The following is a 23,365-nucleotide window of genomic DNA, read 5'->3' on the forward strand; positions in this document are numbered from 1 at the left end:
TCTTGTGCAGCGGTGCTGAAGTCGAGTGTCAATCGACTGCTCAGCGCTTGCGTTCGATCGCGGCTGGAGCGCTTTGCTGACGCAACGGATCACGCCCGCTTCAGGCGACGCTTCAACCGCGTATCCATCAAGCCCACGGCCAGCAGCACCGCACTGGTCAGCCAACCGGCGGCCAGCAGATGGGTGTGCGGCAAGACCACGCCCAACACGACCAGCGCCACGGCACCGAACAGATGCGAATACGGGGCGCGCCCGTACACAATGCGCTTGTACAAGGCGCTGCCCAGCAGATAGATCAACGGCCCCGCTACCAGCACCGTGGCGTAGACCGGGGTCACCGCCGCTTCCGGGTGATCCATCACCAGGTCGTTGCCCACCGCAGTGGCAATGATGCCGGCGATCAGCAGCGCATGCACGTAGTGGAAATTGGCGCCCATCCGCCCGGGGTCCTCGGAATGGGTGATCGCTGCGGTGGCGTCTCGGCTGGAGATGCCGAAATACAGCCACCACATGGCGATGGTGCCGGCGAAGGTGGCGAGCACCGCAGACACCACCGCAGCACTCCACTGCTCGACCTCGCTGAGCACGCCACCGGTAGCCAGCAGCGTCTCGCCGAGTGCGACGATGACGAACAACTGGCAACGCTCGGCCAGGTGCCCGCCTTCGATGGTCCACTCGCGGGTGTGCGACCGGCCCAGGCCCGGAAACGCGAAACCGAACATCGGCGAGATGTATTCGCAGGCCACCGCCACCGCCCACAACGCCAGGCGCAGATTGCCCTCGGCGGCGGCGCCTGCCAGCCAGAAGCAGGCCGACACGCTCACCCACGCCAGCATGCGTCGGAAATTGGGCGCCAACGGATGGCTGCGACCGACCTCCAGCAGCACGAACACCGTGCGCCCGACCTGCATGGTGGCGTACGCCCCCGCGAAGACCCAGGCGCGTTCAGCGAAGGCCTCGGGAATGGACGAGGACATCAACAGCGCCAGCAACATGGTGACGAACAGCAGGCTGCGGATGCGTGGCGCCTCGGGATCGAACCAGTTGCTGACCCAGCAGGCGTACTGCCAGCCCAGCCAGACCGCGAACCACAGCACCAGCGTCTGCATCATCCCGACCAGGTCCAGGTGATGCAGCAGATGGTGGCTGAGCTGGGTAACCGCAAAGACGTAGACCAGATCAAAGAACAGCTCTTCGTAGGTCACGCGGGCGTGGTGGCCATCGCGCTGGCGCAGGGCGGGCAGTCTCAGTCGTGTGCTCATGGCCTTCCTTCAGCGCGCCAAGCGCCAGTACAGCAGTCCAGCCAGCAGGGCCGGCACCACGAACACCAGCAGCAGGATCGGCAGTTCCTCCTGCACGGCGTAGCCGGCCTTGCTCACGCCCACCCACATGTTGGCCAGCGTCACCAGCAGCCAGGTGGCAATGAACGCGAGCAGGGCCGTGGGCAGCTGTGACTGGCCTACGCTCCACAGCCGCCCGAAGAGCAGGAATACCCCCAACAACAGCACCCCACCCACCATCACCAGAAGCACGTGCATGGTCCATCTCCTTGAGCCTGCTGGCAGGCTAGCCGCGGCCGATTCTGCGCGACAGACGATGATCGTGGTTTCACCTTCCAGTTCCGACGAACAATCCCGACCCGCGCCCCACATGGCAAACGCGAACGGTTCCCATTAGTATTGCGTCATCGCGCAGGGATGTCCTCCCCGCGCACGCCCCTTGCCCTTGCTTCCGGTCCGGATGTCCCAGCTGCCTTCCCTACCCCGTCCTGCGTTGCCGCTGGTGTCCTCGCTGGTGCGCCATTACGAGGAACTGGTGGAGTACCTGCGCCGCCGTTTCCGCTCGCCGGGGTTGGCCCGTGAGGTGGTGCACGATGTCTGCGTGCGCCTGCTGGAACGCCCGGCCGCCTACGATGCACGGCACCCCATCGCGCTGCTGCGGCGGATCGCGCACGATACGGCGGTGGATCGCTGCCGCGCCGAGGATCTGCGCCGGCACTGGGTGGAGGCGCGTGCCGAGCTGCCCGATGACGCCTGCCCGCGCCCCGGGCCTGAGCAGCAGGCGCAGGGACAGCAGGCACTGCAACGACTGGGCGCCACCATCGAACGCATGCCCTGCCGCCGCCAGCAGGTCTTCATCCTGCACAAGATCCACGAACTGCCACAGGCTGAGGTTGCCCGCCGCATGGGTATCGGCCAGAAGGCGGTGGAGCGCCACCTGCGCCTGGCCATGGCCGATTGCCAACAGTCGGCTGGCCTGCGATGAGCCCACAACCGCCGCCGTCCACACCGCAACCGCCGGTCCAACCCGCAACCACCGACCAGGTGCTGGACCAGCATCGCGATGCCCTGAAGGAACGCTTCCCCATGCCCAGCGCGGATGCGCTGCAGCGTCGTCGCGGTCGGCGTGCGGCGAAGATCGTCCTGCCGCTGCTGCTGATCACGGCCACGGGCGTGTTCATTGCCGACCCGGCATGGAAAGTGCACGACTATCGGAGCGCGGTGGGCGAACGCCGCGGCATCTGCCTGCCCGATGGCAGCCATCTGCTGCTCGACGCCGGTACCCATCTGCAGGTTCGCAGGCACATTCGCTCGCGGCAGGTGGTGCTGGTGCAGGGCCAGGCCCGTTTCCAGGTGCAGCACTCGACCTGGCGCCCGTTCGAGGTCGAGGCCGGGGCGGTTCATGTGCGCAACTACGGCACGGTGTTCGACGTTGACCGGCAGGGCAACCTCAGCGAGATAACCCTGTGGCGCGGCGAGGTGGGCGTGCGTGTGGACGGCGGGGGCGCCGAGCAGCGCCTGAAGCCGGGGCAGCGTGTGCTGGCCCAGCCAGGATCGTTGTCTCCGCCGGAAGCGGTGGACCCGGATCGAGCCGACTGGACCCGTGGGCGGCTGCAGTTCGACCGCATGCCGTTGGCCGAGGTGCTGCGCATTCTTCAGCGATATCACGACCGTCCCATCGTGCTGGACGACCCGGTACTGGGGCCGCTGCAGGTGTCAGGCGTCTTCGATGCCGACCGCGCCGAAACCGTACTCGCGCTGCTGCCCGAGATCCTGCCGGTACAGGTGCACACCGCTTCCGATGGCAGCCTGCATCTGCGCGCCCGCGATTGAATGCCACACCGAGGGTGGGTTGCGCGCCGTCCCATCCGGCAAGTGCTTGAACCCTTCCGAAGGACCCCCGCATGACCCGCCCTGTTCCGCCTGCCGCCCTGCGCCGGTTGGCCCCTACCCTGCTCGCTGCCTGCCTGTGTGCGGCCCTGCCCGCCATGGCGCAGACCGCTGCGTCCGCGCCCGTCGAGCTGCACCTGCCGGCCGGCCCGTTGCAGGCCTCGCTCACTGCGCTGGCGCGGCAGAGTGGCATCCAGCTGTTGTTCGCCGCCGACAGCGTGAGCGGCCGCAGCGCCCCGGCTGTTGATGGCCGCCACACCGCGCGTGAGGCCCTGCAGCGGCTGCTGGCAGCCCAAGGCCTGGCGATGCAGGAACGTTCGCCAGGGGTGTTCGTGGTGAGTGCCGCGCCAGCGCCGGCGAAGCCGCGTGCCCCGGCCCGGGCCGCATCATCGGCGCCGTCATCCGCCACAACGACGTCGCTGGCCCGCGTCACGGTCTCGGCCTCGACCGCGCGCATGCCGCAGGGCGAGACCGCCATGCCCAATACCATCACGGTGCTGACCCGCGAGGACATCGCCCAGCAGCTGGCATTGGGCTCGGATGTGTCGCGGGTGCTGTCGTCGCAGATCCCGGCGTTTGCCCCGGCGCGCGAGAAGATGTCCAACTACGGCGAAACCATGCGCGGCCGCGGCATCCTGTACATGGTCGACGGCGTGCCGCAGTCCACGCCACTGCGCGATGGCTCGCGTGATTCGCACACCATCGACCCGGCGATGATCGAACGCATCGAGGTCATCCACGGCGCCAACGCGCTGCAGGGCATCGGCGGTACCGGCGGCATCGTCAACATCATCACCCGCGGTGCGCCCAGTGAGCCGGGCGCGTTCCTGCTCGACACCAACGTCAGCTACGGCGCTGCCCTGCCCAGCCGCCACGACGACAATGGCCAGCGCGGCTCGGCCCTGGTGGGCGTGCGCGGCGAGCAGTTCGACCTGATCGCTGGCTTGGCCTATGAGAAGCAGGGCCTGTATCACGACGGCGAGGGCCGATCGATCGGCACCAACGCGCAGGGCGAGCTGATGGACTCGACCTCATCGAACGTATTCGCCAAGCTGGGCTGGAACATTGCCGACGGCCACCGCCTGCAGGTCATGGCCAACCGCTACGAACTGCGCGGGCTGGACAACTACCTGGCCATCAACGGTGACTACCGGAGCGGTCGCCCGACCATTTCAATCCCCGGCGATACGCCGCTCGATCCGCCGATGAACCGCTCGCGTTCGCTGACGGTGGACTACAGCGCCGCCGACCTGCTCGGCGGCCATTTCCAGGCGCAGGCCTTCGCGGTGGATTTCGAAGGCCGCTACGGTGCCAGCCAATGGGATCCGTGGGGCAACACCGGCGCCAATGCCGCCTGGGACCAGACCCAGAACGAATCGGACAAGCGCGGCTTCAAGCTGACCCAGAGCTGGAGCCGCATCGCCGACACCACGCTGGACGTGACCCTGGGCCTGGACGGCCTGCGCGACCGCACCCACCAGGTGCTGCTGGCCAGTGGCATGAACTGGGTGCCGCAGACCACCTACCAGAGCCTGTCACCGCTGCTGCAGCTGCACTGGTGGCCTACCGATCACCTGATGCTGTCCGGCGGCCTGCGTTACGAAAAGGGCGAGCTGGAAGTGGGTGACTACACCACCCTGCCCCGCTACGGCGCACGCAAGGTGGCCGGCGGCAAGCCGACCATGAGCGAGACCCTGCCCAACTTCGGCGCGGTCTGGTACATCAACGATCGCCTCAACGCCTACGCCTCGTATTCGGAGGGCTACACCGTGGCCGACGTCGGCCGCGTGCTGCGCGCGATCAACCGCGACGGCCAGCGCGTGGACAGCCTCATCGACCTGTCACCGGTGGTGTCGGACAACCGCGAGATCGGCCTGGAGTACGACGATGGCCGCTTCAGCGCTGACATTGCCTACTACACCTCCGAATCCAAGCTGGGTTCGGTACTGATCTACGATCCGGGTATCGATGCCTATGCAGTGCAGCGCCAGGCCACCCGCGTGGAAGGCTTTGAAAGCAACCTGCGCCTGCGGCTGGGCAACAGCCACCTCGGACTGGGCTATGCACGCGCCAACGGCCGCTACGACGCCGACATCGACGGTCGCCTCGACAGCGACCTGGCCGGCGTCAACATCGCACCGAACCGGCTGACCGCGTTCTGGGAACAGAGCTGGACGCCGCAGCTGAGCACCCGCCTGCAGGCCAGTCACGCCTTCGACCGCGACTTCGACCTGCGTGGCGCGCAGGTGGCCGAGTTCAAGGGTTACACCACCGTGGATCTGGTCGCGCGCTATACGCTGAACAAGCATGCCTTCACGCTGGGCGTGCAGAACCTGGCGGACAAACAGTACATCAGCTACTACTCGCAGACCACGCCGTCGAACCCGAGCTATTTCTCCGGCCGCGGCCGGGTGCTGACGCTGGGATGGCAGTACCGGTACTGATCCATGGTGTCCTTATGGGAGCCATGAAATCTATGCGAGACGCGATGAAGGAGGCCCATGCTAGTTTCTGGGCCTCCTTCAAGCGGACGTGGATCATGCGTTTTACCCTGCTCGCCTTCGCCCTGGCCGTCGCTCTTCCGGCCGCCCACGCCAGCGCCGCCGAGGCACCGCTGCCACAACTGCGGGCCTATACCGTGGATGCGTCCTGGCTGCAGCCGATAGCGCCGCTGCAGGTTGCCGACCACACCTGGCAGATCGGCACCGAGGACCTGACCGCGCTGCTGGTGCAGACCGCCGAGGGCGCAGTACTGCTGGATGGCGGCATGCCACAGATGGCCGGTCACCTGCTGGACAACATGAAGCTGCGCGGCGTGGCCCCGCAGGACCTGCGATTGATCCTGCTCAGCCATGCGCATGCCGACCACGCCGGCCCGGTCGCCGAGCTCAAGCGTCGCACCGGCGCGCATGTGGCGGCCAATGCAGAAACGGCGGTGCTGCTGGCGCGCGGCGGCAGCAACGACCTGCACTTTGGCGACGGCATCACCTATCCGCCGGCCAGCGCCGACCGCATCATCATGGATGGCGAAGTGGTCACGGTGGGCGGCATCGCGTTCACCGCGCACTTCATGCCAGGGCACACCCCGGGCAGCACCGCCTGGACCTGGACCGACACCCGCGATGGCAAGCCGGTGCGCATCGCCTACGCCGACAGCCTCAGCGCACCGGGTTACCAGCTGAAGGGCAATCCCCGTTATCCGCGCCTGATCGAGGACTACAAGCGCAGCTTCGCAACGGTGCGGGCGCTGCCCTGCGATCTGCTGCTCACCCCGCATCCGGGCGCCAGCAACTGGAACTACGCCGCCGGCAGCAAGGCCAGCACCGAGGCACTGACCTGCAACGCCTACGCGGATGCGGCCGAGAAGAAGTTCGACGCGCAGTTGGCCAGGGAAACGGCCGGGACCCGCTGATTCTGTAGCGTCGAGCTTGCTCGACGGAGCCGCAGAGCAGTCGATCACGGCTCGACTCTGCAAAGAGCAAGTCGGCCGCGAGGAAAGGTGCCGGTCAGACCGACCGGCACCACCACGGGCTGTCAGCCACCTTGCCCGTGCTGGGCAAACGGCTCGGTGCTGCCGTCGGTGCGCACCAGCTCGACGGTGTACGGCTGCACGTAACCGTCCGGCATTTCCATGCCCGGCGAACCGGCCGGCATGCCGGGCAGCACCAGCCCGCGCGCGGACGGGCGTTCGGCCAGCAGGCGCTTGATGTCCTCGGCCGGGATGTGACCCTCGACCACGTAACCGCCGATCTCGGCGGTATGGCAGGAGGCCTTGCCGACCGGCACGCCCAAGCGGACCTTGATTGGATTCATGTCATCGGTGTCGCGCACATCGACCTGGAAGCCGGCGGCCTTCAGGTGGTCGACCCAGATGCCGCAGCAACCGCAGCTGGCGGTCTTGTGCACGATGGCGACCGGCAAGGCCGGATCGATCTTGGCCGGGCTGGCCTGGGCCGGTGCCGGTGCCTCGCTGGCGACCGGTGCCGCGGAGGATTCTTCGGCGGCACGAGCGCAGGCGGTCGTGGCCAGCACGGTGCCCAGCAGCAGGCCGAGGGAGAGAGTACGGTTCATTGAGTGATTCCTTTGCAGAGGCGGGCAACGTAGCCCGCCGCCCGCGCATCGAAGGCGCGGGCAGAGTCGAGAAGAAGTCGAGCAGCTACGGCAGGCGCGTGAGGCCTGCAGGAAATCACGCGATGGGGGGCCGCAACGGGTCGAGTCTCGGCGGCGGTGCGCGTTGCTGGGTACTGGCCGGAACAGGCGCCTCGCGCCAGGGCGAGGCCGGTGTTCCGTTCAATGTCGCCAGCATGCCAAGACAGGCCGGCGGGCATTCGCACTCACCGCTCTGGCAGGCCGCCGGGGCCGCATCATCGCAGCAGCCGGCCGCAGCCATCGCGGCTGAGTGCGGTGCGGCGCAGTGATCATGATTGGCTGGGCCGCTGTACGAAGACGCAGCGAGCGCCAGCGCCGGTGCATTCAGCACCAGGGCGACAAGCAACATCCATCGCAGCAGCAGGCCAGGCAGGTTCACCGGCCGATGATAGCCGATGCAGGCGCCCTGAACGTGGGGTGGCAACGACCCTGACCGCTTGACGACCACGCGGCCGACTTGCGCGATGCCCCTTGCTATGGCGAGATGGCAATCGTGCCACCCTGCCTTGCCACGCCCCTGCCCCCCGTCCCCGACACGGAGTTCCCCTCATGAATGGATTCATGCGAACACTGCTTGTGGTGCTGCTGTTGTCGTGCGCAACCATCACCCACGCCGAAGAAGCAAGCGAAGATGAAGCAAGCGAACGCGCTGAAGTCTCCCGGCAGGCACAGCAGCTACTGGAGAAGCAGGATTTCGCCAGACTGGAGCAACTCGCCAGTCGTTACCGGGATACGGATCGCTACTTCAGCAGTGGTGTCTGGAAGCTTTCGGCATACTACGTAGGCATCGGCTATGCCTTCAGCATGAGCAACCGTGACCCGGCCTACTGGCAGGGTCGCGAGAAGCTCGTGCAGGCGTGGATATCGCGCTACCCCAGGTCGCCGTCGGCGCGCCTGGCCATGGCTGAGATGCTCAGCCGCCAAGGCTGGAGCATCCGCGGCCCCGGCTATGCAAATACGGTGAAGGAAGAGGACTGGGCACCGTTCAAGGCGCTGCAGCAGCAGGCCGTTGACTACCTGCTGAAATACAAGGACATCGCCAGCACGGACCCGTATTGGTACGAGTCGATGGAACACCGGGCAATCGAACAGAGTTGGGATGCAGACCGCTTCTTCGCATTGCATGACGAAGGCATCGCGCGCTATCCGGGCTACTTCCCGCTCTACTTTGCTGCCGTGCGCTATTTCGCTCCGAAGTGGGGCGGCGATCCGGCTGGCCTGGAAGCCTATGCACGCAGGGTCATGGCTGCGGCCCCACCGCAGGACCAATACATGCTGTACGCCCGTATCTACTGGGTCGCCTCGCAGCGGGAGTACGAGGACCGTTTGTTCACCGAGTCGAAAGTGAACTGGCCGACCATGAAACGCGGCTTCGAAGACGTGCTGTCACGTTATCCCTCGCCATGGAACCTGCAATCATTTGCGTACTTCGCCTGCCAGGCCAATGATCCCGTCAAGGCCCGTGAACTGCTGGCGCAGATCCAGGAACCGATCGTTGGCGCTTGGCGGGATACGGCCAACTATTTCCGTTGTTCCTTTGCTCTGGATGAACCCAACCCACATGCCGAAGGCCCATAGGACTGGATTCATCCACGCCTAGGCGACCGCCGCCATCGCCCGCATCCGCACCGGGATCGACTTGGCCGCCGGCGTGCCGCTGATGCGGTCGTAGTGGTCCAGCGGCAACAACGGGTTCAGTTCGGGGTAGTAGCCGGCCAGCGCGCCGCGCGGCATCGGGTAGTCCAGCACGGTCAGGCCCTCGACGCGCCGCTGCACGCCATCAGCGCTGATCGTCTCCAGGCTGACCCGCGCTTCCTTGTCCAACCCGCGCGCCAGCCGGTCCTCGATGTTCATGAACAGCACCATGCGATCGTTGTACACGCCGCGATAGCGGTCGTTGTAGCTGTAGATGGTGGTGTTGTACTGGTCATGCGAGCGCACGGTGGCCAAGCGCAGCATGTCTGGGTCGTGCACGGGATCGTCCACATCCAGGCCGGGCATCACCAGGATGTTGGCCTTGCCGTTTGGCGTGGGCCAGACGCGGCGGCGCGGCGGGATGTCCAGATGAAAACCATGCGGCTGCTGGATGCGCTCGTTGAAACCGGTGTAGATCTCCGGGTACACCGCAGCGATCAGCTCACGGATGAGTGCGTAGTCGTGCATGCAGCCTGCCCAGTCGACCTTGCTGTGCGGCAGCGCGGCCATCGCCATGCGGCAGACAATCTCGACCTCGGGCAACACATCGGCGCTGACCGGTTCGAGCACGCCGCGCGAGGCGGTCACATTGGACATCGCGTCTTCGATGGTGACGAACTGCTCGCCGGCCGGCGTGACGATGCGCTCCGAGCGCGCCACCACCGGCAGGATCAGCGCATCGCGGCCATGAACCAGGTGCCCACGGTTGAGCTTGGTGGCGATGCCCACGGTCAGGTCCAGGCCACGCATTGCCTCGTACGCGCGCGGCGTATCGGGCACGGCATGGATGAAGTTGCCACCCAGGCCGATGAACACCTTGGCACTGCCCTCCAGCATCGCCTCGATGGATTCGACCACATGGTGGCCATGCTCGCGCGGCGGGTCGAAACCGAACACATGCTGCACGCGGTCGAGATAGGCCGGCTTGGGCTTCTCGTCGATGCCGACGGTGCGGTCGCCCTGCACATTGGAATGACCCCGGATCGGCCCGATGCCAGCACCGGGCTTGCCGAAGTTGCCACGCAGCAACAGCAGGTTGGCGACCTGCTGCAGCAGGCGCGAGCCGTACTGGTGCTGGGTCAGCCCCATGCCGTAGCAGATCACGGTGGCATTGGAGCGGATGTAGATCTCCGCACAGCGACGGATCTGCGCCTGCGAAATGCCGGACACCTGCACGATCTGGTCCCAGTCCTGCGCCATCACGTCTTCGCGCAGCGGCTCCAGGCCCACCGTGTGTTCGGCGAGGAATGCATGGTCGAGCACACGCTCACCCTGCGCCTCGCGCTCGAACATCACCTTCATCATGCCCTTGATCAGGGCAAGGTCGCCGCCGATGCGGATGTGCACGAACTCGCTGGTGATCTCGGTCGAACCGAACGAGGCCATCTGCACCATGTCCTGCGGCTCGGCGAAGCGGATCAGCGCGCGCTCGGGCATCGGGTTGACTGCCACGATCGGAATGCCACGTTTGCGCGCCTCGACCAGGTTGCTCATCATCCGCGGTGAATTGGTGCCGGTGTTCTGGCCGATCACGAAGATCGCCTCGGCGTGCTCGAAGTCCTGCAGCACGATGGTGCCCTTGCCCACCCCGATCGCCGGCGGCAGGCCGCGGCTGGTCGGCTCGTGGCACATGTTCGAGCAGTCCGGAAAATTATTGGTGCCGAACTCGCGCACGAAGATCGAATACAGGAACGCCGCTTCGTTGGGCGTGCGTCCGGAGGTATAGAACTCGGCCTGGTGCGGGCTGTCCAGCGCCCGCAGATGGCGGCCGATCAGTGCGAAGGCATCGTCCCAGCTGCACGGCACGTAGTGATCGGTGGCCGCGTCGTAGCGCATCGGCTCGGTCAACCGGCCCTGCATCTCCAGCCAGTAGTCGGTCTGCGCCATCAGCTCGGTAACGGTATGCCGGGCGAACAGCTCACGACCGGCACGGAACTGGGTGGCTTCCCAGGCCAGTGCCTTCGCGCCGTTCTCGCAGAACTCAAGCTTCCTGCGTTCGTCGGCATCGGGGAACGCGCAGCTGGGGCACTTGAAGCCACCGGGCTGGTTCATCGCCAGCAACGCCTTCGACCCCTTGCCGATCACACTCTGCTGCAGCAGCACCTTGGCGGTGGCTCCGGCGGCACCCCAACCACCGGCGGGCTGGTTGTAAGGCTTGTAACGCGGCGGCTTCTGCTCGGACATGTTCGGGAACCTGACGGGAGGAACGCAGCAACAATGGGCACAACGCGGTCCGGCGACGCTTTCGAACGCACAGCCAGCCCCACAGTCAAACACGGCCTGCACGGCTTCGCCAGTGGGTGCGCGCTGTTTTCAGCGCAGCCTGCCATGACAACGGTTACACCTGCGTCAGCGCATGGCCACTGCGCTATTCTCGATGGCGTGGGTGGTCCACCACCTGCGTATCTCCCTTGTCCGGACGCGCTGCATGCCTGATTCGACCCCACCGCACGCCCCGCCTGCTGGCACGGCCCAGCGCCCGTTGCAGCGCTGGCGCAGCGAGGGGCGACAGCCCCTGGTCGACGTGGTGGCCGAGGAAGTGCCGGTGGCGCTGCGTTACAACGGCGCCGCCTTCGCGGTGATGATGGCCACGCCCTGCGACCTGGAGGACTTTGCGCTTGGGTTCTCGCTCAGCGAGGGACTGATTGCTACGCCCTCGCAGCTGCTGTCGATCGACATCCGCCCACAGCTGGAAGGCATCGAACTGCAGATGACCGTGGCCGAAGAGGCACCTGGTGCCGGCCTGGACCTCGCCAATGGGCGCCTGCTGCCCGGCCGTGGTGGCTGCGGCCTGTGCGGCACGCGCCAGCTGGAGGAAGTGCTGCGACCGCTGCCGCAGATCCGCGAACGCCGCAGCTATTCCGCCACCGCCCTGCAGCGGGCGGTGGCGACATTGGCCCAGCACCAGCCGATGAATGCGGCAAGCGGTTCGATCCACGCCGCGGCCTGGGCCGACGCCAGTGGGCGCATTGGTTGGGTACGCGAGGACGTGGGTCGCCACAATGCACTGGACAAGCTGATCGGCGCCCTGCACCACAACGAACACGCCATCGAAGGCGGCCTGCTGGTGATTTCCAGCCGCGCCAGCTACGAAATGGTGAGCAAGGCAGCGCGTGCGGGAGCCAGCGTGCTGGCGGCGGTTTCGGCGCCGACCGCGCTGGCGATCGACCTGGCCCGCAGCGCCGGCCTGTGCCTGGTCGGGTTCGCACGGGAGAGCGGGTTCAATGTGTATACCCATCCCGAGCGGCTGCAGGCAGACGACATTTAGCATCGACTGGGTAGTCGTCGACTGGGTAGAGTCGACTGTCAGTCGACTGCTCTTCGTTCAGCCCCCCGAAAACCCCGCGCTGCGCGCGATAGTCGACTGACAGTCGACTCTACCCGGTCGGCTCCATTCAGACCGGCCCGGGCGACCACTGCCACCCGGGCCAGGCCAGATCTCAGCGCAGCGCGACCTTCGGGAAGTCCACCGGCACGTCGAACGCTACGTTGACATAGTTGGTGAACAGGTTGAGCGCGACGTGGGCGAGGATCTCAACGATCTGCTCATCATCGAAGCCAGCCTCACGCAACGCCTGCACATCGCCATCGGCAATCTGCGCTCGTTGCTCGACTACCTTCAGCGCGAAGTCCAGTGCCGCCGAGGTGGCCGGATCGCTGGACTGGCCGATCTGCGCGGCGGCCATCTGCTCGCCGCTGGCGCCGGCCCTGCGGCCCAGCGCGGTGTGCGCGGCCAGGCAGTACTCGCAGGCATTGCGGTTGGCGATGGCCACGGCGATCTGCTCGCCCAGCAGCGGCGACAGTCGACCGCCGCCCAGCGCGCCGAACGCACCCCACATGCTCTGCAGGGCGGCCGGCGAGTTGGCTACGGCACGGAACATGGCCGGGGTGGCGCCGAAGGCGGCGTGGACCTGGCCCAGCAGGGCCTGACGGTCGGCGGTGGTGTTGGCGGCATCGATCAGTGGGACACGGGACATGTTGGATCTCCTTGGGAAAGCGCCCGGGATTGGACGACCCGCTCATCCTAGGTAGACTCCCTGGACGAATCAGGCGCAATAAACCACACATGTTGTCCATTCATCCATGAGCGTGTCCGCCGACGCTTCCACACCCGACCGCCTCTCCTCTCTGCTGGAACGCTTCCGGGTGCAGGCCGCGCTGTTCCACAGTGGTCCGCTGTGCGGGCGCCACGTCTTTGAGCCGCAGCCCGGTCGTGCCTTCCTGCACATCCTGCGCCAGGGTGAAATGGAGGTCCGTCATCCCGGGGGCGATATCGCGCTGCCCCGGTTGAAGATCGACACACCCAGCCTGCTGCTGTATCCGCAGCCGCTGCACCATGTGTTCTTCAACGCACCACTGGATAGCCCGGATTTCACCTGCGCCACGCTGGACTTCGATGGCGGCGCGCGCAATCCGATCGTGCAGTCGCTGCCACCGGTGATGGTGGTGCCGCTGGCGGCGATCGGCGAACTGGATGACACCCTGCACCTGCTGTTCGCCGAGGCCGATCGCCAGCGCTGCGGTTCCCGGCTGCTGACCAACCGCCTGTTCGAGGTGGCGCTGATCCAGATCCTGCGCTGGGTGGTCGACCACCCGGATGCGGCGGGCGTCAGCCATGGGCTGATGCGCGGGCTGTCCGATGCGCGGCTGGCCCGTACGCTGGTGGCGATGCACCAGGCGCCGCAGGACGAATGGGCGCTGCCGCGCATGGCTGCGACTGCCGGCATGTCGCGCAGCGCGTTCGCGGCCGTGTTCAAGGAGGTGATGCAGGCGACGCCGGCCGCTTATCTGCTGGACTGGCGGCTGAGCTTGGCCTGCGCGCAGCTGCGGGCAGGCGTGGCGGTCAAGCAGGTGGCGATCGAGGTCGGGTTTGCCGATACCGCCTCGCTGTCGAAGGCGTTCCGCAAGCGGCTGGGAGCATCGCCGAGGGCGTGGCTGGCCGCGGGCGCCGCGCAGGCTGGGCAGACGCGCGAGGGGTAGAGTCGACTGTCAGTCGACTAGCGCGCGAAGCGCGGGATTTTCGTTGTCTGACCGAAGGGCAGTCGACTGACAGTCGACTCTACCGAAGCGGCGTTTCCGTGGCCTGACCGAAGGGCAGCCGACCAGCGGTCGGCTCTACCACGGGCGATGTCTGCGCGCCGGCTGGCTGCTCAACTGGACGTTCCATCCGACTTCGCCAACAACCCGGCGATGCGCTCGGCAACACGGGCGCGCACGCCTTCGTCCAGTTGGCCTTCGTACATTGCCTCGTAGATCCACAGGCCATCGGCGGCCAGGCGCGCCACGAAATTGTCGAGCGTCGTTGGATCGACATTCCCAGCCTCCGGCGCGGATGGTGCCCAGCGCCGTACCGCCGGTCCCCACGGACGCTCATCGGCGTCCGGGTCCGCCGATTCCAGCATGAACATCAGTTCGGCACGGGTGGCACTCTGCGCCGAGACACGCACGAAGGTCTGGTAGCGCTCCAATGCCGTCGCTTCATCCGCGCGCTTGCCCAGCAGCGTTTCCATCGACGTTTCCCAGGCCTGCACCAGGTGCTCGTCGATGCCGCGCAGCAGTGCCTCGCGCGACGGGAAGTGGTACAGCAGGCCGCCGCGGGTCAGCTTGGCCTCGGCCGCCACCGACTCGAAGGTCACCGCTCGCACGCCATCACGATTGATCACGTTGACGGCGGCGTCGAGGATGCGGTCGCGCTTGCTGGTTCTCATCGTTTCATTTTACGCGATCGGCCGCGCCCTCGCGGCCGCCGACGCGGCCGCGCAGCAGGCGCGCGATGATCGCCGCGCCCACTGCCAATACCGTCGTGATCACCAGCAGCACGATCTGGTAGCCACGGTCATACGCGGCCGCAGCCAGTGCGAACCACTCACCCTGCCCGCTCTTGCGCGCGACATGCAGCGCCTGGGTGAAACCCTCGCGGGCAAGCACCGGCATATCGGCCGAGACCGGCAGGAACGCGCTGTACATCGCCGCGCTCAAGCTGCCCAGCAACGCCACCGCCAGCAGGCCACCAAATTCGTAGGACACCTCTTCGACCGACGAGGCCATGCCTGCGCGGTGTGCCGGCACATTGTTGAGGATGGCGGTGGATGCCACCGAGATGGCCGAGCCCATGCCGAAGCCGGTGATGGCCATACCAGCCACCACCCAGCCAAGGCCGTGCGGGAAGCCGAACGCCACCATGCCGACGCCCAGCGCACCTGCGGCCAGGCCACCACAGATCAGCGGGCGCAGGCCCACCCGGTGCAGGATGCTGCCGCCCAGCAGCGCGCTCGGAAGGCTGCCCATTGCCGCCACCGAGACCAGCAGACCCGCCTGCAGCGGCGTGAAGCCTGCCACCAGCTGGAAGCGCTGGGTGGTGACCAGCTGCAGGCCGGCCATCGCGAACAGGGTGAACACCGCCGACAGCGTGCCGGCCAGGAACGCAGGATTGCGGAAGATCGCAAAGTCCAGCAGCGGGTACGGCAGCTGTTGCTGGCGGCGCGCGAACGCCGCACCGCTGATGACGGCCAACAGCAGCGCGCCTGCGCCCAGCGCGTACGACGGCGGCGTAGCGATCAGCGACTTGATCGCCAGCACCAGGCCGGACAGTGCGGCCAATGCCAGCACCGAGGACACAAGGTCCCATGGCCGCGAGGTGTCACGCTGTCCTTCCGGCGCCAGCAGCAGCGTGGCCACGAACGCGACCACCACCACCGGCACGTTGATCAGGAACACCGAGCCCCACCAGAAGTGCTGCAGCAACCAACCGCCAATGATCGGGCCGAGCGCCGCACCGACGATGGCCACCGAACCCCAGATCGCGATGGCGATGTTGCGTTCGCGCTCTTCGTGGAAGCTCAGGCCGATCAGCGCCAACGTGGCCGGCATCATCGCTGCGGCACCGACTGCCAGGAGGGCTCGTGCGGCAATCAGCTGAGCTGCGGTGTCGGCGAACGCCGCGGCCAGCGAGGCGACGCCGAACACCACCAGGCCGATCAGGAACATGCGGCGATGGCCGATGCGGTCGCCCAGCGTGCCCGCACCCAGCAGCAGGCCGGCCATCACCAGCGGATAGGCGTTGACGATCCACAGCGCCTGGCCGGCACTGGCCGAGAGTTCCTCGGTCAGCGTAGGCAGTGCGGTGTAGAGCACGGAGTTGTCGAGCGTGACCAGCAGCAGGCCGGCGGCGACGGTAAACAACAGCGCCCAGCGACGGGCACGCGACAGGGCCGGAGCACCGGCCAGGGGCTGGGACAAAGCCATGGGGAAACCTGATGGGGAGCGGAAAACGGCCATAAATATACAGGATGTCCTGTATAGTTATGAAAACAGCGCCGCCGATTCAGATTGGGGCCCGGGCAATGTTCATGTTGTCGTGCCCTCATGCCGGGTCGTGCCCGGTGTCAGGGATCATCACCGACAGTCTTCCGGCAGCGCGGCAACCGCCGATACCACCGCCGCCTGCATGCCCTTCCCCACAGCCATGTCCAGTTCCCCGCTAGTTCCGCCATGCTGGCGCCGCAGTTCGTCCTCGCACAGCCCGCGCACCCGCGCACGGGCCTGTGCGCGCAGGCTGCTGCACCGCCAATCGGTGCCGCCCAAAGGCAACACCGAGTACACCACGCTGTTGCAGGCATTGCCGGCGCGCTGCTGCAACGACAGCCCGCCGAAATCCCGCGGTTCGCTGCTGCGTTGCGGGTCGAAGTAGCTGTCCGGGAACGTGCGCGCGTACTGTTCGATGTCCACGGCCATGCGGCGTCCACCGGCCAACGGCATCTGCAGCGTCTGCCCGCACGGCGTCGCGTCGGCGCGATGCTGGATGTACTGGTAGATCGGCCGGTCCAGCGATGGATCCTGCTGGGTCACCGCGCTGACTGCCGCCAGCACCGGCAGCGATGCACGATTGGCCATGCGCGCCAGCACTCCCGCCTGCGCCGGCTGGCAGCGGTCGCGCAATGTTGCCGCGAGCAGGAACAGCACGTCGTTGCGGAATGCGTGGTCGTCAGCCAGGCGCTGTTCGATGCGCTGGCTGGCATTGGACGTCGGCGCCGGAAACGCGACCGCAGGCGGCGCGATGGGTGCGCGCTGCCGCTGCCACCACAGCAGCACCACCGCGCCCAGCAGCACCCCGGCAGCCATGATCCATCGCCTGCGCATCAGTTGCGGATCGCCGTCAGCGTGGCCGCCGCGGCATCGTAGGACGCGCTGGCGATATCCGCATCGAAACGCTTCACCTGCAGACGACCGGCAAGCCGGTACGGATCCCACAGATCGCCCAGTGCGATCGGCGTCGCCAGGGTCACGTGGATGATCTGGTTCGGTGGTGGTGGCGGCACGTGGATGCACGCGCCGTAGAACGGCACGAACAGCAGTTCATCCACCAATCCTGCATCGTTGGTGCCGAGTGGTACCACGTAGCCATCCAGATCCACCGCGCGACCATTGACAGCATCGACCACCCGCGAAGAGCCGAACTGTTTGGCGCGATCCGGGCTGGAATGGTCGATCTCCAGCCCCGGTGGCGTGCCCGAGCCGGTGTCGTCGATCAGGCCACCCACGCCGTCCATGCCATTGCGTGACAGGCCGATCTGCGGCGGCGGTCGCTGGTAGGTCACTTCGTCGGGTCGCAACGCGTCCCAACGGTCGATGGGGGCTCCGGCCGTGGCGGAGGGCGCCGGTTTGTCCTGCGGCGTGACCCCCACCGCATCGCCGCCAGGCGCCGTACAGCCCGCCAACCACAGGCATCCCAACGCCAGCAACAGGTGACTACGGTTCATAGGGCCTCAACTGTGCGTCACGCATGGTGTAGGCCGAACCGGCCAGATCGTCGTCCAAGCGTTCGGCACGCAGAGTGCCGGCCAGGAAGAACGGCGAGTACATGTCAGGCATGTCGATCGGGCGCGGCAGCACCACGTGCACGATCTGGTTCGGCGGCGGTGGTGGCACGTGGATGCAGGCGCCGTAGTACGGCACGAACAGGAATTCGGTCAGCCGCCCGTCCTGCGCGTTGGCCAGCGGTACCACGTAGCCCGGCAGGCGCACTGGCCGCTGCAGAACCGTGTCCACCGTGCGGAAGGTGCCGAACTGCGGCATGCGCCGGTTGCCGTTGTGCTCGACCTCCGGGCCCTCGCCGCGTTCCAGCGCGGCCAGCTCGTCCTTGGGCATCATCTGCAGCCAGTCCAGCTCCTGCTCTGCCGCATCCGCAGCGTCGGCGCGGTCGACAACCGGCGCGGGTGGCAGGGCCTGCACACCGGTATCCACCGGCCGCTCGCAGGCAACCAGGGCCAGTACCATCGGCAGCGACAGCATCCAGCGCATGCTCAGCCTCCCGGTGAAAGGCCATCGGCCAAGGTGCGCCGGTAAGCGAGCAACGCCGGGACCAGCCCAGCCACCGCACTGATCGCCAGCACGCCTGCCACCCAGGCCAGCTCACGGCCGTCCGGCCAGACATGGGTGATCGACAGACCGAAGGTGGCCAGGGCCCAGCCGCGCCCGGCAACGCTGGCGGCCACCAGAAGCACTAGCGCCAGCACGCAGGCCGCCGCGCTGGTCGCCACCGCCTCCACCACCAGCAGGCCGGCGATGTAACCCGGCCGTGCCCCGGTGGCACGCAGGATCGCCATCTCGCGCCGCCGCTCCTGCAGGGTCGAGACCAGCAGCGCCACCAGCGAGACCATGCCGAGTGCCACCACCATCGCGCTGATCAGCTGCAGTGCGCGCTCGGCGGTGCCCAGCGACTGCCACAGCTGCTGCAGGGTCACGCCGGGCAGGATCGCCAGCATCGCCTCGTCCGGATACTCGTTGATCCTGCGCTGCACCGAAAACGTGGCAATGCGCGAGTTCAGGCCGAGCATGAAGGCAGTGATGCTGGTCGGGGTCAGATCCAGATGACGCGCCTGCTCGGCGCTGACGCGCTGGCTGCGCAGCTGCACGCCCGATCGCCAGTCGACATGGATCGCCTCGATGGCCGGCAGCGAGACCAGTAGCGACGAGTCCACCGGCGTGCCGGTGCGCTGCAGGATGCCGGCAACACGGAACGGCTTGTCGGCATGCGTGGCCAGGGTGACCGCACCGGTGCCGTGCGCCAGCACGATCTGGTCACCCAGACCGACCTTCTGCGCGCGCGCCACCTCGGCACCGATCACCACGTCATACAGATCATCGAACGGCCGTCCGTCCGCGAACGCAAGCACGTGCCCGGCGCCGTAGCGGTAATGCTCGAAATAGCCATCGCTGGTGCCGACCACGCGGTAGCCGCGCCACGAATCGCCCAGCGAGAGCGGCACCGCCCACTTCACCTGCGGCAAGGCGGACAGCTCCTGGTAGGACTGCCAGGACACGTTGTTGGTCGGGTCGCCGATATGGAACAGCGAGTACAGCAGCAGGTTCACCGGTCCCGAACGCGCACCGACGATCAGGTCGGTGCCCGATACGGTGCTGGCGAACCCCTCGTGCGCCTGCGTGCGTACACGCTCGACGCCCAGCAGCAGCACCACGCTGAGGGTGATGACCAGCACGGTCAGTCCCACACTCAACGCACGGCTGCGCAGGCTGGCCCAGGCAAGCTCAAGCATGGCCGGCACCTGCCTGGTTGATCTCGGACAGTGAAATCGTGCGGTCGAACAAGGGCTGCAGGCTGTCGTCATGGCTGACCACCAGCACCGTGGTGCCGGCCGCCTGGCACTGCGCGGACATCAGCTTCAGGAAAGCGGTTGCCGCTTCACGGTCAAGCGCCGAGGTGGGCTCATCGGCCAGCAGCAATGCCGGACGACCGATCAGGGCGCGTGCTGCCGCCACGCGTTGTTGCTGGCCGACACTGAGCCTACCCGCGGGCCGCTGCATAAGCTCAGGTTTGAGCTGCAGGGCCTGCAGCAGGCGGGCGATCTCGGCATCCAAAGGCCCACTGATGCGCGCGCTGCGCAGGCGCGAAAAGCGCAGGCCCAACGCGATGTTGTCGCGCACGCTGAGGAACGGCAGCAGATTGAACTGCTGGAAGATCACGCCCAGCTGGTCGGCGCGGAAACGATCCCGCGCCGCGCCTCCCATGTCCTGCAGCGCCTGGCCGGCCACCTCGACACGGCCCTTGCCGGGCAGCAGCACGCCCGCCAGCAGGCCCAGCAGGGTACTTTTGCCGCCACCGCTGATTCCGCGCAGCAACACGCTGCTGCCCTGCTCGACCCATAACCGCGGGATGTCCAGCACCCGCTGCATGCCGTAGCCGAACTGCACGTCTTCCAGCGAGATCACCGGTGCCGCGCTCACGGTGCCAGCACCACGCGCAGGTTGTCGGGCGTCAGCACGCTGCGGTTCTGGCCATTGGCGGTTGCGCTGTTGACGATGACTTCGTGCAGGCCGGGGAAAAGTACGGGCAGGCGCACGACGATGGCGCGCAGCGCGGCAGGTTTCGCACAGTGATAGTGCAGCGTTGCGCTGAAACCTGCGTGCCGGTGCTGTCCCGGCGGCGGCGCGGCGGCCGTCGCGTCGAAGCCCTCTGCATCGGCTTTACCGGTGGTCAGACGGCAGCCCGCGGCGGTGGGCAAGGTGACCCAGCTGCCGCCCTTCAGCACTGTCGTAGCCCGTGCCAGCGCGGCCTGCTCGGCTGCATTGGCCGGCGGTCGCTCGTAATCGAGGATGCCGATGCCGGGGGCATGAAGGGCGAATTCCAGCGTCTGCTGGTCAAGCGCAACATCGACGGTCGCCTGGCCGTGCACGTGCGGTGCGTGCTGGCGGATGTCATGGGCCTGCACGGCACCGGCAGCCAGCAACAGGAAAAGAGCAGCAGAACGCTTCATGGGGAGACTCCAATTGTTACTATGTAACATTATGGACCACATCCCGACGACGCCCGCAAGGGCCCTGGCCCAGCCGCCAACTTCGGCACGCTGGCACCCCCGCTTCGATCTCGCCGGTGCCTGGCTGTCCCTGGCCTGCGCCGCCCATTGCATCGCCCTGCCCCTGCTGCTGGCCTTCGTGCCGGCCGCGATGATGGCGCTGCGCTCGTTCCAGCATCCCGGCCATGGCGCGATGACATTGCTGTTGACGATGTCGCGCTGGGAATGGCTGCTCGCGCTGCTGGCCTCGTCGCTGGCCTTGGCCAGTACGACCGCTGGGGTGCACCGGCATGACGCTGGCAGCCCCTGTGGTGGGCGTGCATCGGCGCCCTCCTGCTGCTGTCGGCCTCGCTGTACCTGCCGCTGAAGGAATCGCTGCTCTGGCACGGCGTGGCCACAGCCAGTGGTGGCGTGCTGCTGGCATGCGCGCACATCGGCAACCGGCGCGCGCTGCGCACCCGCTGACACCGGCCGCGGGTCGGTTGAAACACGCCATCCACGCATGGCGTGGATCTACCGAAGCGTTCAACGCAGCCAGTGGTAGTGCCGGCCGCTGGCCGGCAGCTGCGGTAATCCCGCACGCCATCCACGCATGGCGTGGATCTACCGATGCGCTCGACGCAGCCAACGGTAGTGCCGGCCGCTGGCCGGCAGCTCCTGTGATCCGGACGGTGGGGAAAGCCGGCCAGCGGCCGGCTCTACCGATCTCTATTCGTCGAACGGTCGCTGTCCCAGCGTCTGCGTCACGTGGTCGACGAAACAGGTGATGCGGGCGGCCAGCGCGGTGTTGCGGTAGTACACCGCGTTGATCGGCTGCCGCACTTCCTGCGTCTGCCTGGCGAACAGCTGCACCAGGCGGCCATCACGCCGGTCCTGGCGGGTCAGGAAATCAGACAGGCAGGCGATGCCCAGCCCGGCTACCGCCATCTGCCGCAGTGTCTCGCCACTGGATGAAGCGATGGCCGGCTCGATCACGAAAGGCCCGCCATCGGCATCCTGCAGCGGCCATTCGTTCAACGAACTGGGCTGGGTGAAGCCCAGCAGGTCGTGCTCACGCAGCTGCTCCACGCGCGTGGGCGTTCCCTGGCGGCGCAGGTATTCGGGGCTGGCCACCACCCGGATGCGGCTGTGGCCGATCGGCCGCGCATGCAGGGTCGAGTCGCGCAGCACGCCAATTCGGAATGCTACGTCGGTGCGCTTCTCGATCAGGTCGGTGATGCCTTCATTGGAATTCAGCTCCAGCTCCACCTGCGGGTAGCGCTCACGGAACCCCTCAAGCAGCGGCACGATCACGTGCAGCATGAACGGCGTGGCGGCGTCCACGCGCAGGCGTCCGACCGGCTGCAGCCGCCGCGCGGCCATCTGTTCCTCGGCCTCGTCCACCGTGGCCAGGATCGTACGCGCGTACTCCAGGAACGCCGCGCCTTCCTCGGTCAGTTCCAGCCGCCGCGTGGTCCGTCGCAGCAGCGTGGTCTGCAGCTTGTCCTCCAGCCGCGCCAGGGTGCGGCTGGTGGCCGAGATGGTCAGTTCCAGCGCCTCGGCCGCCGCCGTGATCGAACCGCTGTCGACCACGGCCACGAAGGCCTTCAGCTCATCCAGGGTGGTTTTCATTTTTTACCTCGGCGCAAAAGCGTTTCCCGTATACACGGCTTAATCAACAAATGTAAAGCACCCACACTTCGCCCTGTCCCGAGCCCACCGGCTCTCAACGAAGTCCCTGGAGTCCATCATGAGCGTTCCTTCCTTTGGCGTCGGCACCTTCCGCCTGACCGGCCAGACCGTCATCGACTCGGTGCGCAACGCCCTCGACGTTGGCTACCGTGCAGTCGATACCGCGCAGATCTATGGCAACGAAGCCGAAGTCGGCCAGGCCATCGCCGAATCCGGCGTTCCGCGCGACCAGCTGTTCCTGACCACCAAGATCTGGGTGGACAACTACGCTGCCGACAAGCTGATCCCGAGCCTGCGCGACAGCCTGGCCAAGCTGCGCACCGACTACGTCGACCTGCTGCTGATCCACTGGCCGGCGCCGGGCAATGGCGTTGAACTGCGCGAGTACATGACCGCGCTGGCCGAAGCCAGGACGCTGGGCCTGACCCGCCAGATCGGTGTGTCCAACTTCAACATCGAGCTGACCCGGCAGGCCATCGAGGTGGTCGGTGCCGGCCAGATCGCCACCAACCAGATCGAACTGAGCCCCTACCTGCAGAACCCGGCACTGACCGCCTTCCTGCAGGACCAGGGCATCACCGTGACCTCCTACATGACCCTGGCCTACGGCAAGGTACTGAAGGATCCGGTGCTGGCCGCCATCGCCGACAAGCACCAGGCCACCGTGGCCCAGGTCGCGCTGGCGTGGGCGCTGCAGCGGGGTTACTCGGTCATTCCGTCCTCGACCAAGCGCGAGAATCTGGCCAGCAACCTGCTCGCCCAGGACCTGCACCTGGATGCCGATGACATGGCCGCGATCGCTGCACTTGACCGCAACGGCCGCGAAGTCGATCCGCCGGGCCTGGCCCCGGCCTGGGACTGAGGAGC

Annotated in this window: 22 protein-coding genes and 1 pseudogene; 9 read left to right on the plus strand and 14 right to left on the minus strand. The window is 67.0% G+C overall.

Going from position 1 to position 23,365, the window contains the following annotated elements; genetic code table 11:
• Positions 1-89 precede the first annotated feature (89 nt).
• Both AC5P8Y_RS09385 and AC5P8Y_RS09390 read right to left on the minus strand, forming a co-directional pair.
• Positions 90-1,262, minus strand: a complete 1,173-nt coding sequence (locus tag AC5P8Y_RS09385; protein WP_049403341.1) for a low temperature requirement protein A — start codon at positions 1,260-1,262, stop codon at positions 90-92.
• Positions 1,263-1,271: 9 nt separating this feature from the next.
• On the minus strand, positions 1,272-1,538 hold the full coding sequence (locus tag AC5P8Y_RS09390; RefSeq protein ID WP_033835014.1) for a hypothetical protein: 267 nt from the start codon (positions 1,536-1,538) through the stop codon (positions 1,272-1,274).
• Between the two features lie 202 nt (positions 1,539-1,740).
• On the opposite strand from AC5P8Y_RS09390, the gene AC5P8Y_RS09395 reads away from it, so the two are divergent.
• The 4 genes from AC5P8Y_RS09395 to blaL1 all read left to right on the plus strand — a co-directional run bounded on the left by AC5P8Y_RS09395 (position 1,741) and on the right by blaL1 (position 6,582).
• The gene (locus AC5P8Y_RS09395) at positions 1,741-2,265 is read left to right on the plus strand and encodes an RNA polymerase sigma factor (protein ID WP_049403342.1); all 525 of its coding nucleotides are present in this window, start codon (positions 1,741-1,743) and stop codon (positions 2,263-2,265) included.
• Positions 2,262-3,113: a FecR family protein gene (locus AC5P8Y_RS09400; RefSeq protein WP_049403343.1), complete on the plus strand. Its 852-nt coding sequence runs from the start codon at positions 2,262-2,264 to the stop codon at positions 3,111-3,113. Before AC5P8Y_RS09395 ends, AC5P8Y_RS09400 begins: the two co-directional genes overlap by 4 nt.
• A 71-nt stretch (positions 3,114-3,184) precedes the next feature.
• On the plus strand, positions 3,185-5,614 hold the full coding sequence (locus AC5P8Y_RS09405; RefSeq protein WP_164133482.1) for a TonB-dependent receptor: 2,430 nt from the start codon (positions 3,185-3,187) through the stop codon (positions 5,612-5,614).
• A gap of 95 nt (positions 5,615-5,709) precedes the next feature.
• Positions 5,710-6,582: a L1 family subclass B3 metallo-beta-lactamase gene (gene blaL1, locus AC5P8Y_RS09410; RefSeq protein WP_111108985.1), complete on the plus strand. Its 873-nt coding sequence runs from the start codon at positions 5,710-5,712 to the stop codon at positions 6,580-6,582.
• Positions 6,583-6,704: 122 nt separating this feature from the next.
• Here the strand turns inward: blaL1 and AC5P8Y_RS09415 are convergent, their stop codons facing one another.
• Positions 6,705-7,241, minus strand: coding sequence for a DUF411 domain-containing protein (locus AC5P8Y_RS09415; RefSeq protein ID WP_080356450.1), 537 nt, complete (start codon positions 7,239-7,241; stop codon positions 6,705-6,707).
• Between the two features lie 627 nt (positions 7,242-7,868).
• On the opposite strand from AC5P8Y_RS09415, the gene AC5P8Y_RS09420 reads away from it, so the two are divergent.
• A complete protein-coding gene (locus AC5P8Y_RS09420; RefSeq protein WP_111108901.1) occupies positions 7,869-8,897 on the plus strand; it encodes a DUF4034 domain-containing protein in 1,029 nt (342 codons plus the stop codon).
• A gap of 18 nt (positions 8,898-8,915) precedes the next feature.
• Here AC5P8Y_RS09420 and AC5P8Y_RS09425 read toward each other — a convergent pair whose 3' ends face one another.
• Positions 8,916-11,198, minus strand: a complete 2,283-nt coding sequence (locus tag AC5P8Y_RS09425; protein WP_111108900.1) for an FdhF/YdeP family oxidoreductase — start codon at positions 11,196-11,198, stop codon at positions 8,916-8,918.
• A 244-nt stretch (positions 11,199-11,442) separates the two neighbouring features.
• On the opposite strand from AC5P8Y_RS09425, the gene fdhD reads away from it, so the two are divergent.
• Complete coding sequence (gene fdhD, locus AC5P8Y_RS09430) at positions 11,443-12,282, plus strand: formate dehydrogenase accessory sulfurtransferase FdhD (protein ID WP_111108899.1); 840 nt, start codon at positions 11,443-11,445, stop codon at positions 12,280-12,282.
• A gap of 172 nt (positions 12,283-12,454) precedes the next feature.
• Here fdhD and AC5P8Y_RS09435 read toward each other — a convergent pair whose 3' ends face one another.
• Positions 12,455-12,991, minus strand: a complete 537-nt coding sequence (locus AC5P8Y_RS09435) for a carboxymuconolactone decarboxylase family protein (RefSeq protein ID WP_033835021.1) — start codon at positions 12,989-12,991, stop codon at positions 12,455-12,457.
• Positions 12,992-13,097: 106 nt separating this feature from the next.
• Between AC5P8Y_RS09435 and AC5P8Y_RS09440 the strand changes: the two genes are divergently transcribed.
• Complete coding sequence (locus AC5P8Y_RS09440) at positions 13,098-13,994, plus strand: AraC family transcriptional regulator (RefSeq protein ID WP_111108898.1); 897 nt, start codon at positions 13,098-13,100, stop codon at positions 13,992-13,994.
• A gap of 170 nt (positions 13,995-14,164) precedes the next feature.
• On the opposite strand, the gene AC5P8Y_RS09445 is transcribed toward AC5P8Y_RS09440, so the two are convergent.
• From AC5P8Y_RS09445 to AC5P8Y_RS09480, 8 genes are all read right to left on the minus strand, one after another.
• The gene (locus tag AC5P8Y_RS09445) at positions 14,165-14,722 is read right to left on the minus strand and encodes a TetR/AcrR family transcriptional regulator (RefSeq protein WP_005409827.1); all 558 of its coding nucleotides are present in this window, start codon (positions 14,720-14,722) and stop codon (positions 14,165-14,167) included.
• Between the two features lie 4 nt (positions 14,723-14,726).
• Positions 14,727-16,259, minus strand: a complete 1,533-nt coding sequence (locus tag AC5P8Y_RS09450) for an MFS transporter (protein WP_111108897.1) — start codon at positions 16,257-16,259, stop codon at positions 14,727-14,729.
• Positions 16,260-16,409: 150 nt separating this feature from the next.
• A complete protein-coding gene (locus AC5P8Y_RS09455) occupies positions 16,410-17,153 on the minus strand; it encodes a hypothetical protein (protein ID WP_111108896.1) in 744 nt (247 codons plus the stop codon).
• A complete protein-coding gene (locus tag AC5P8Y_RS09460; protein ID WP_495201939.1) occupies positions 17,153-17,773 on the minus strand; it encodes a DUF3299 domain-containing protein in 621 nt (206 codons plus the stop codon). Before AC5P8Y_RS09460 ends, AC5P8Y_RS09455 begins: the two co-directional genes overlap by 1 nt.
• On the minus strand, positions 17,763-18,314 hold the full coding sequence (locus tag AC5P8Y_RS09465) for a DUF3299 domain-containing protein (protein WP_033835026.1): 552 nt from the start codon (positions 18,312-18,314) through the stop codon (positions 17,763-17,765). The genes AC5P8Y_RS09460 and AC5P8Y_RS09465 overlap by 11 nt, the downstream gene beginning before the upstream one ends.
• A 2-nt stretch (positions 18,315-18,316) precedes the next feature.
• Positions 18,317-19,570: an ABC transporter permease gene (locus tag AC5P8Y_RS09470; protein ID WP_111108895.1), complete on the minus strand. Its 1,254-nt coding sequence runs from the start codon at positions 19,568-19,570 to the stop codon at positions 18,317-18,319.
• A complete protein-coding gene (locus tag AC5P8Y_RS09475) occupies positions 19,563-20,258 on the minus strand; it encodes an ATP-binding cassette domain-containing protein (RefSeq protein ID WP_111108894.1) in 696 nt (231 codons plus the stop codon). Before AC5P8Y_RS09475 ends, AC5P8Y_RS09470 begins: the two co-directional genes overlap by 8 nt.
• Positions 20,255-20,788, minus strand: coding sequence for a ZrgA family zinc uptake protein (locus tag AC5P8Y_RS09480; RefSeq protein ID WP_111108893.1), 534 nt, complete (start codon positions 20,786-20,788; stop codon positions 20,255-20,257). Before AC5P8Y_RS09480 ends, AC5P8Y_RS09475 begins: the two co-directional genes overlap by 4 nt.
• A 31-nt stretch (positions 20,789-20,819) precedes the next feature.
• Between AC5P8Y_RS09480 and AC5P8Y_RS09485 the strand changes: the two are divergent.
• Positions 20,820-21,292 (plus strand): annotated as a pseudogene (locus tag AC5P8Y_RS09485) (MerC domain-containing protein).
• 243 nt (positions 21,293-21,535) lie between these two features.
• Here the strand turns inward: AC5P8Y_RS09485 and AC5P8Y_RS09490 are convergent.
• Entirely contained in the window at positions 21,536-22,438 is a 903-nt protein-coding gene (locus AC5P8Y_RS09490; RefSeq protein ID WP_005413602.1) for a LysR family transcriptional regulator, read from the minus strand.
• A gap of 118 nt (positions 22,439-22,556) precedes the next feature.
• Between AC5P8Y_RS09490 and dkgB the strand changes: the two genes are divergently transcribed.
• Positions 22,557-23,360: a 2,5-didehydrogluconate reductase DkgB gene (gene dkgB / locus AC5P8Y_RS09495; RefSeq protein ID WP_049452324.1), complete on the plus strand. Its 804-nt coding sequence runs from the start codon at positions 22,557-22,559 to the stop codon at positions 23,358-23,360.
• Positions 23,361-23,365: the final 5 nt, after the last annotated feature.

It is taken from the genome of Stenotrophomonas sp. YJH_SMC_12-1 (assembly GCF_059370935.1).

Bases quoted from the DNA above. Each gene is read 5' to 3' on its own strand.
- AC5P8Y_RS09400 (WP_049403343.1), top strand. From the start codon at position 2,262: ATGAGCCCACAACCGCCGCCGTCCACACCGCAACCGCCGGTCCAACCC.
- AC5P8Y_RS09460 (WP_495201939.1), bottom strand. From the start codon at position 17,773: ATGAACCGTAGTCACCTGTTGCTGGCGTTGGGATGCCTGTGGTTGGCG.
- AC5P8Y_RS09465 (WP_033835026.1), bottom strand. From the start codon at position 18,314: ATGCGCTGGATGCTGTCGCTGCCGATGGTACTGGCCCTGGTTGCCTGC.
- AC5P8Y_RS09455 (WP_111108896.1), bottom strand. From the start codon at position 17,153: ATGCGCAGGCGATGGATCATGGCTGCCGGGGTGCTGCTGGGCGCGGTG.
- AC5P8Y_RS09435 (WP_033835021.1), bottom strand. From the start codon at position 12,991: ATGTCCCGTGTCCCACTGATCGATGCCGCCAACACCACCGCCGACCGT.
- AC5P8Y_RS09440 (WP_111108898.1), top strand. From the start codon at position 13,098: ATGAGCGTGTCCGCCGACGCTTCCACACCCGACCGCCTCTCCTCTCTG.
- dkgB (WP_049452324.1), top strand. From the start codon at position 22,557: ATGAGCGTTCCTTCCTTTGGCGTCGGCACCTTCCGCCTGACCGGCCAG.
- AC5P8Y_RS09470 (WP_111108895.1), bottom strand. From the start codon at position 19,570: ATGCTTGAGCTTGCCTGGGCCAGCCTGCGCAGCCGTGCGTTGAGTGTG.
- fdhD (WP_111108899.1), top strand. From the start codon at position 11,443: ATGCCTGATTCGACCCCACCGCACGCCCCGCCTGCTGGCACGGCCCAG.
- AC5P8Y_RS09390 (WP_033835014.1), bottom strand. From the start codon at position 1,538: ATGCACGTGCTTCTGGTGATGGTGGGTGGGGTGCTGTTGTTGGGGGTA.
- AC5P8Y_RS09385 (WP_049403341.1), bottom strand. From the start codon at position 1,262: ATGAGCACACGACTGAGACTGCCCGCCCTGCGCCAGCGCGATGGCCAC.
- AC5P8Y_RS09420 (WP_111108901.1), top strand. From the start codon at position 7,869: ATGAATGGATTCATGCGAACACTGCTTGTGGTGCTGCTGTTGTCGTGC.
- AC5P8Y_RS09405 (WP_164133482.1), top strand. From the start codon at position 3,185: ATGACCCGCCCTGTTCCGCCTGCCGCCCTGCGCCGGTTGGCCCCTACC.
- AC5P8Y_RS09395 (WP_049403342.1), top strand. From the start codon at position 1,741: ATGTCCCAGCTGCCTTCCCTACCCCGTCCTGCGTTGCCGCTGGTGTCC.
- AC5P8Y_RS09490 (WP_005413602.1), bottom strand. From the start codon at position 22,438: ATGAAAACCACCCTGGATGAGCTGAAGGCCTTCGTGGCCGTGGTCGAC.
- AC5P8Y_RS09450 (WP_111108897.1), bottom strand. From the start codon at position 16,259: ATGGCTTTGTCCCAGCCCCTGGCCGGTGCTCCGGCCCTGTCGCGTGCC.
- AC5P8Y_RS09415 (WP_080356450.1), bottom strand. From the start codon at position 7,241: ATGAACCGTACTCTCTCCCTCGGCCTGCTGCTGGGCACCGTGCTGGCC.
- AC5P8Y_RS09425 (WP_111108900.1), bottom strand. From the start codon at position 11,198: ATGTCCGAGCAGAAGCCGCCGCGTTACAAGCCTTACAACCAGCCCGCC.
- blaL1 (WP_111108985.1), top strand. From the start codon at position 5,710: ATGCGTTTTACCCTGCTCGCCTTCGCCCTGGCCGTCGCTCTTCCGGCC.
- AC5P8Y_RS09445 (WP_005409827.1), bottom strand. From the start codon at position 14,722: ATGAGAACCAGCAAGCGCGACCGCATCCTCGACGCCGCCGTCAACGTG.
- AC5P8Y_RS09480 (WP_111108893.1), bottom strand. From the start codon at position 20,788: ATGAAGCGTTCTGCTGCTCTTTTCCTGTTGCTGGCTGCCGGTGCCGTG.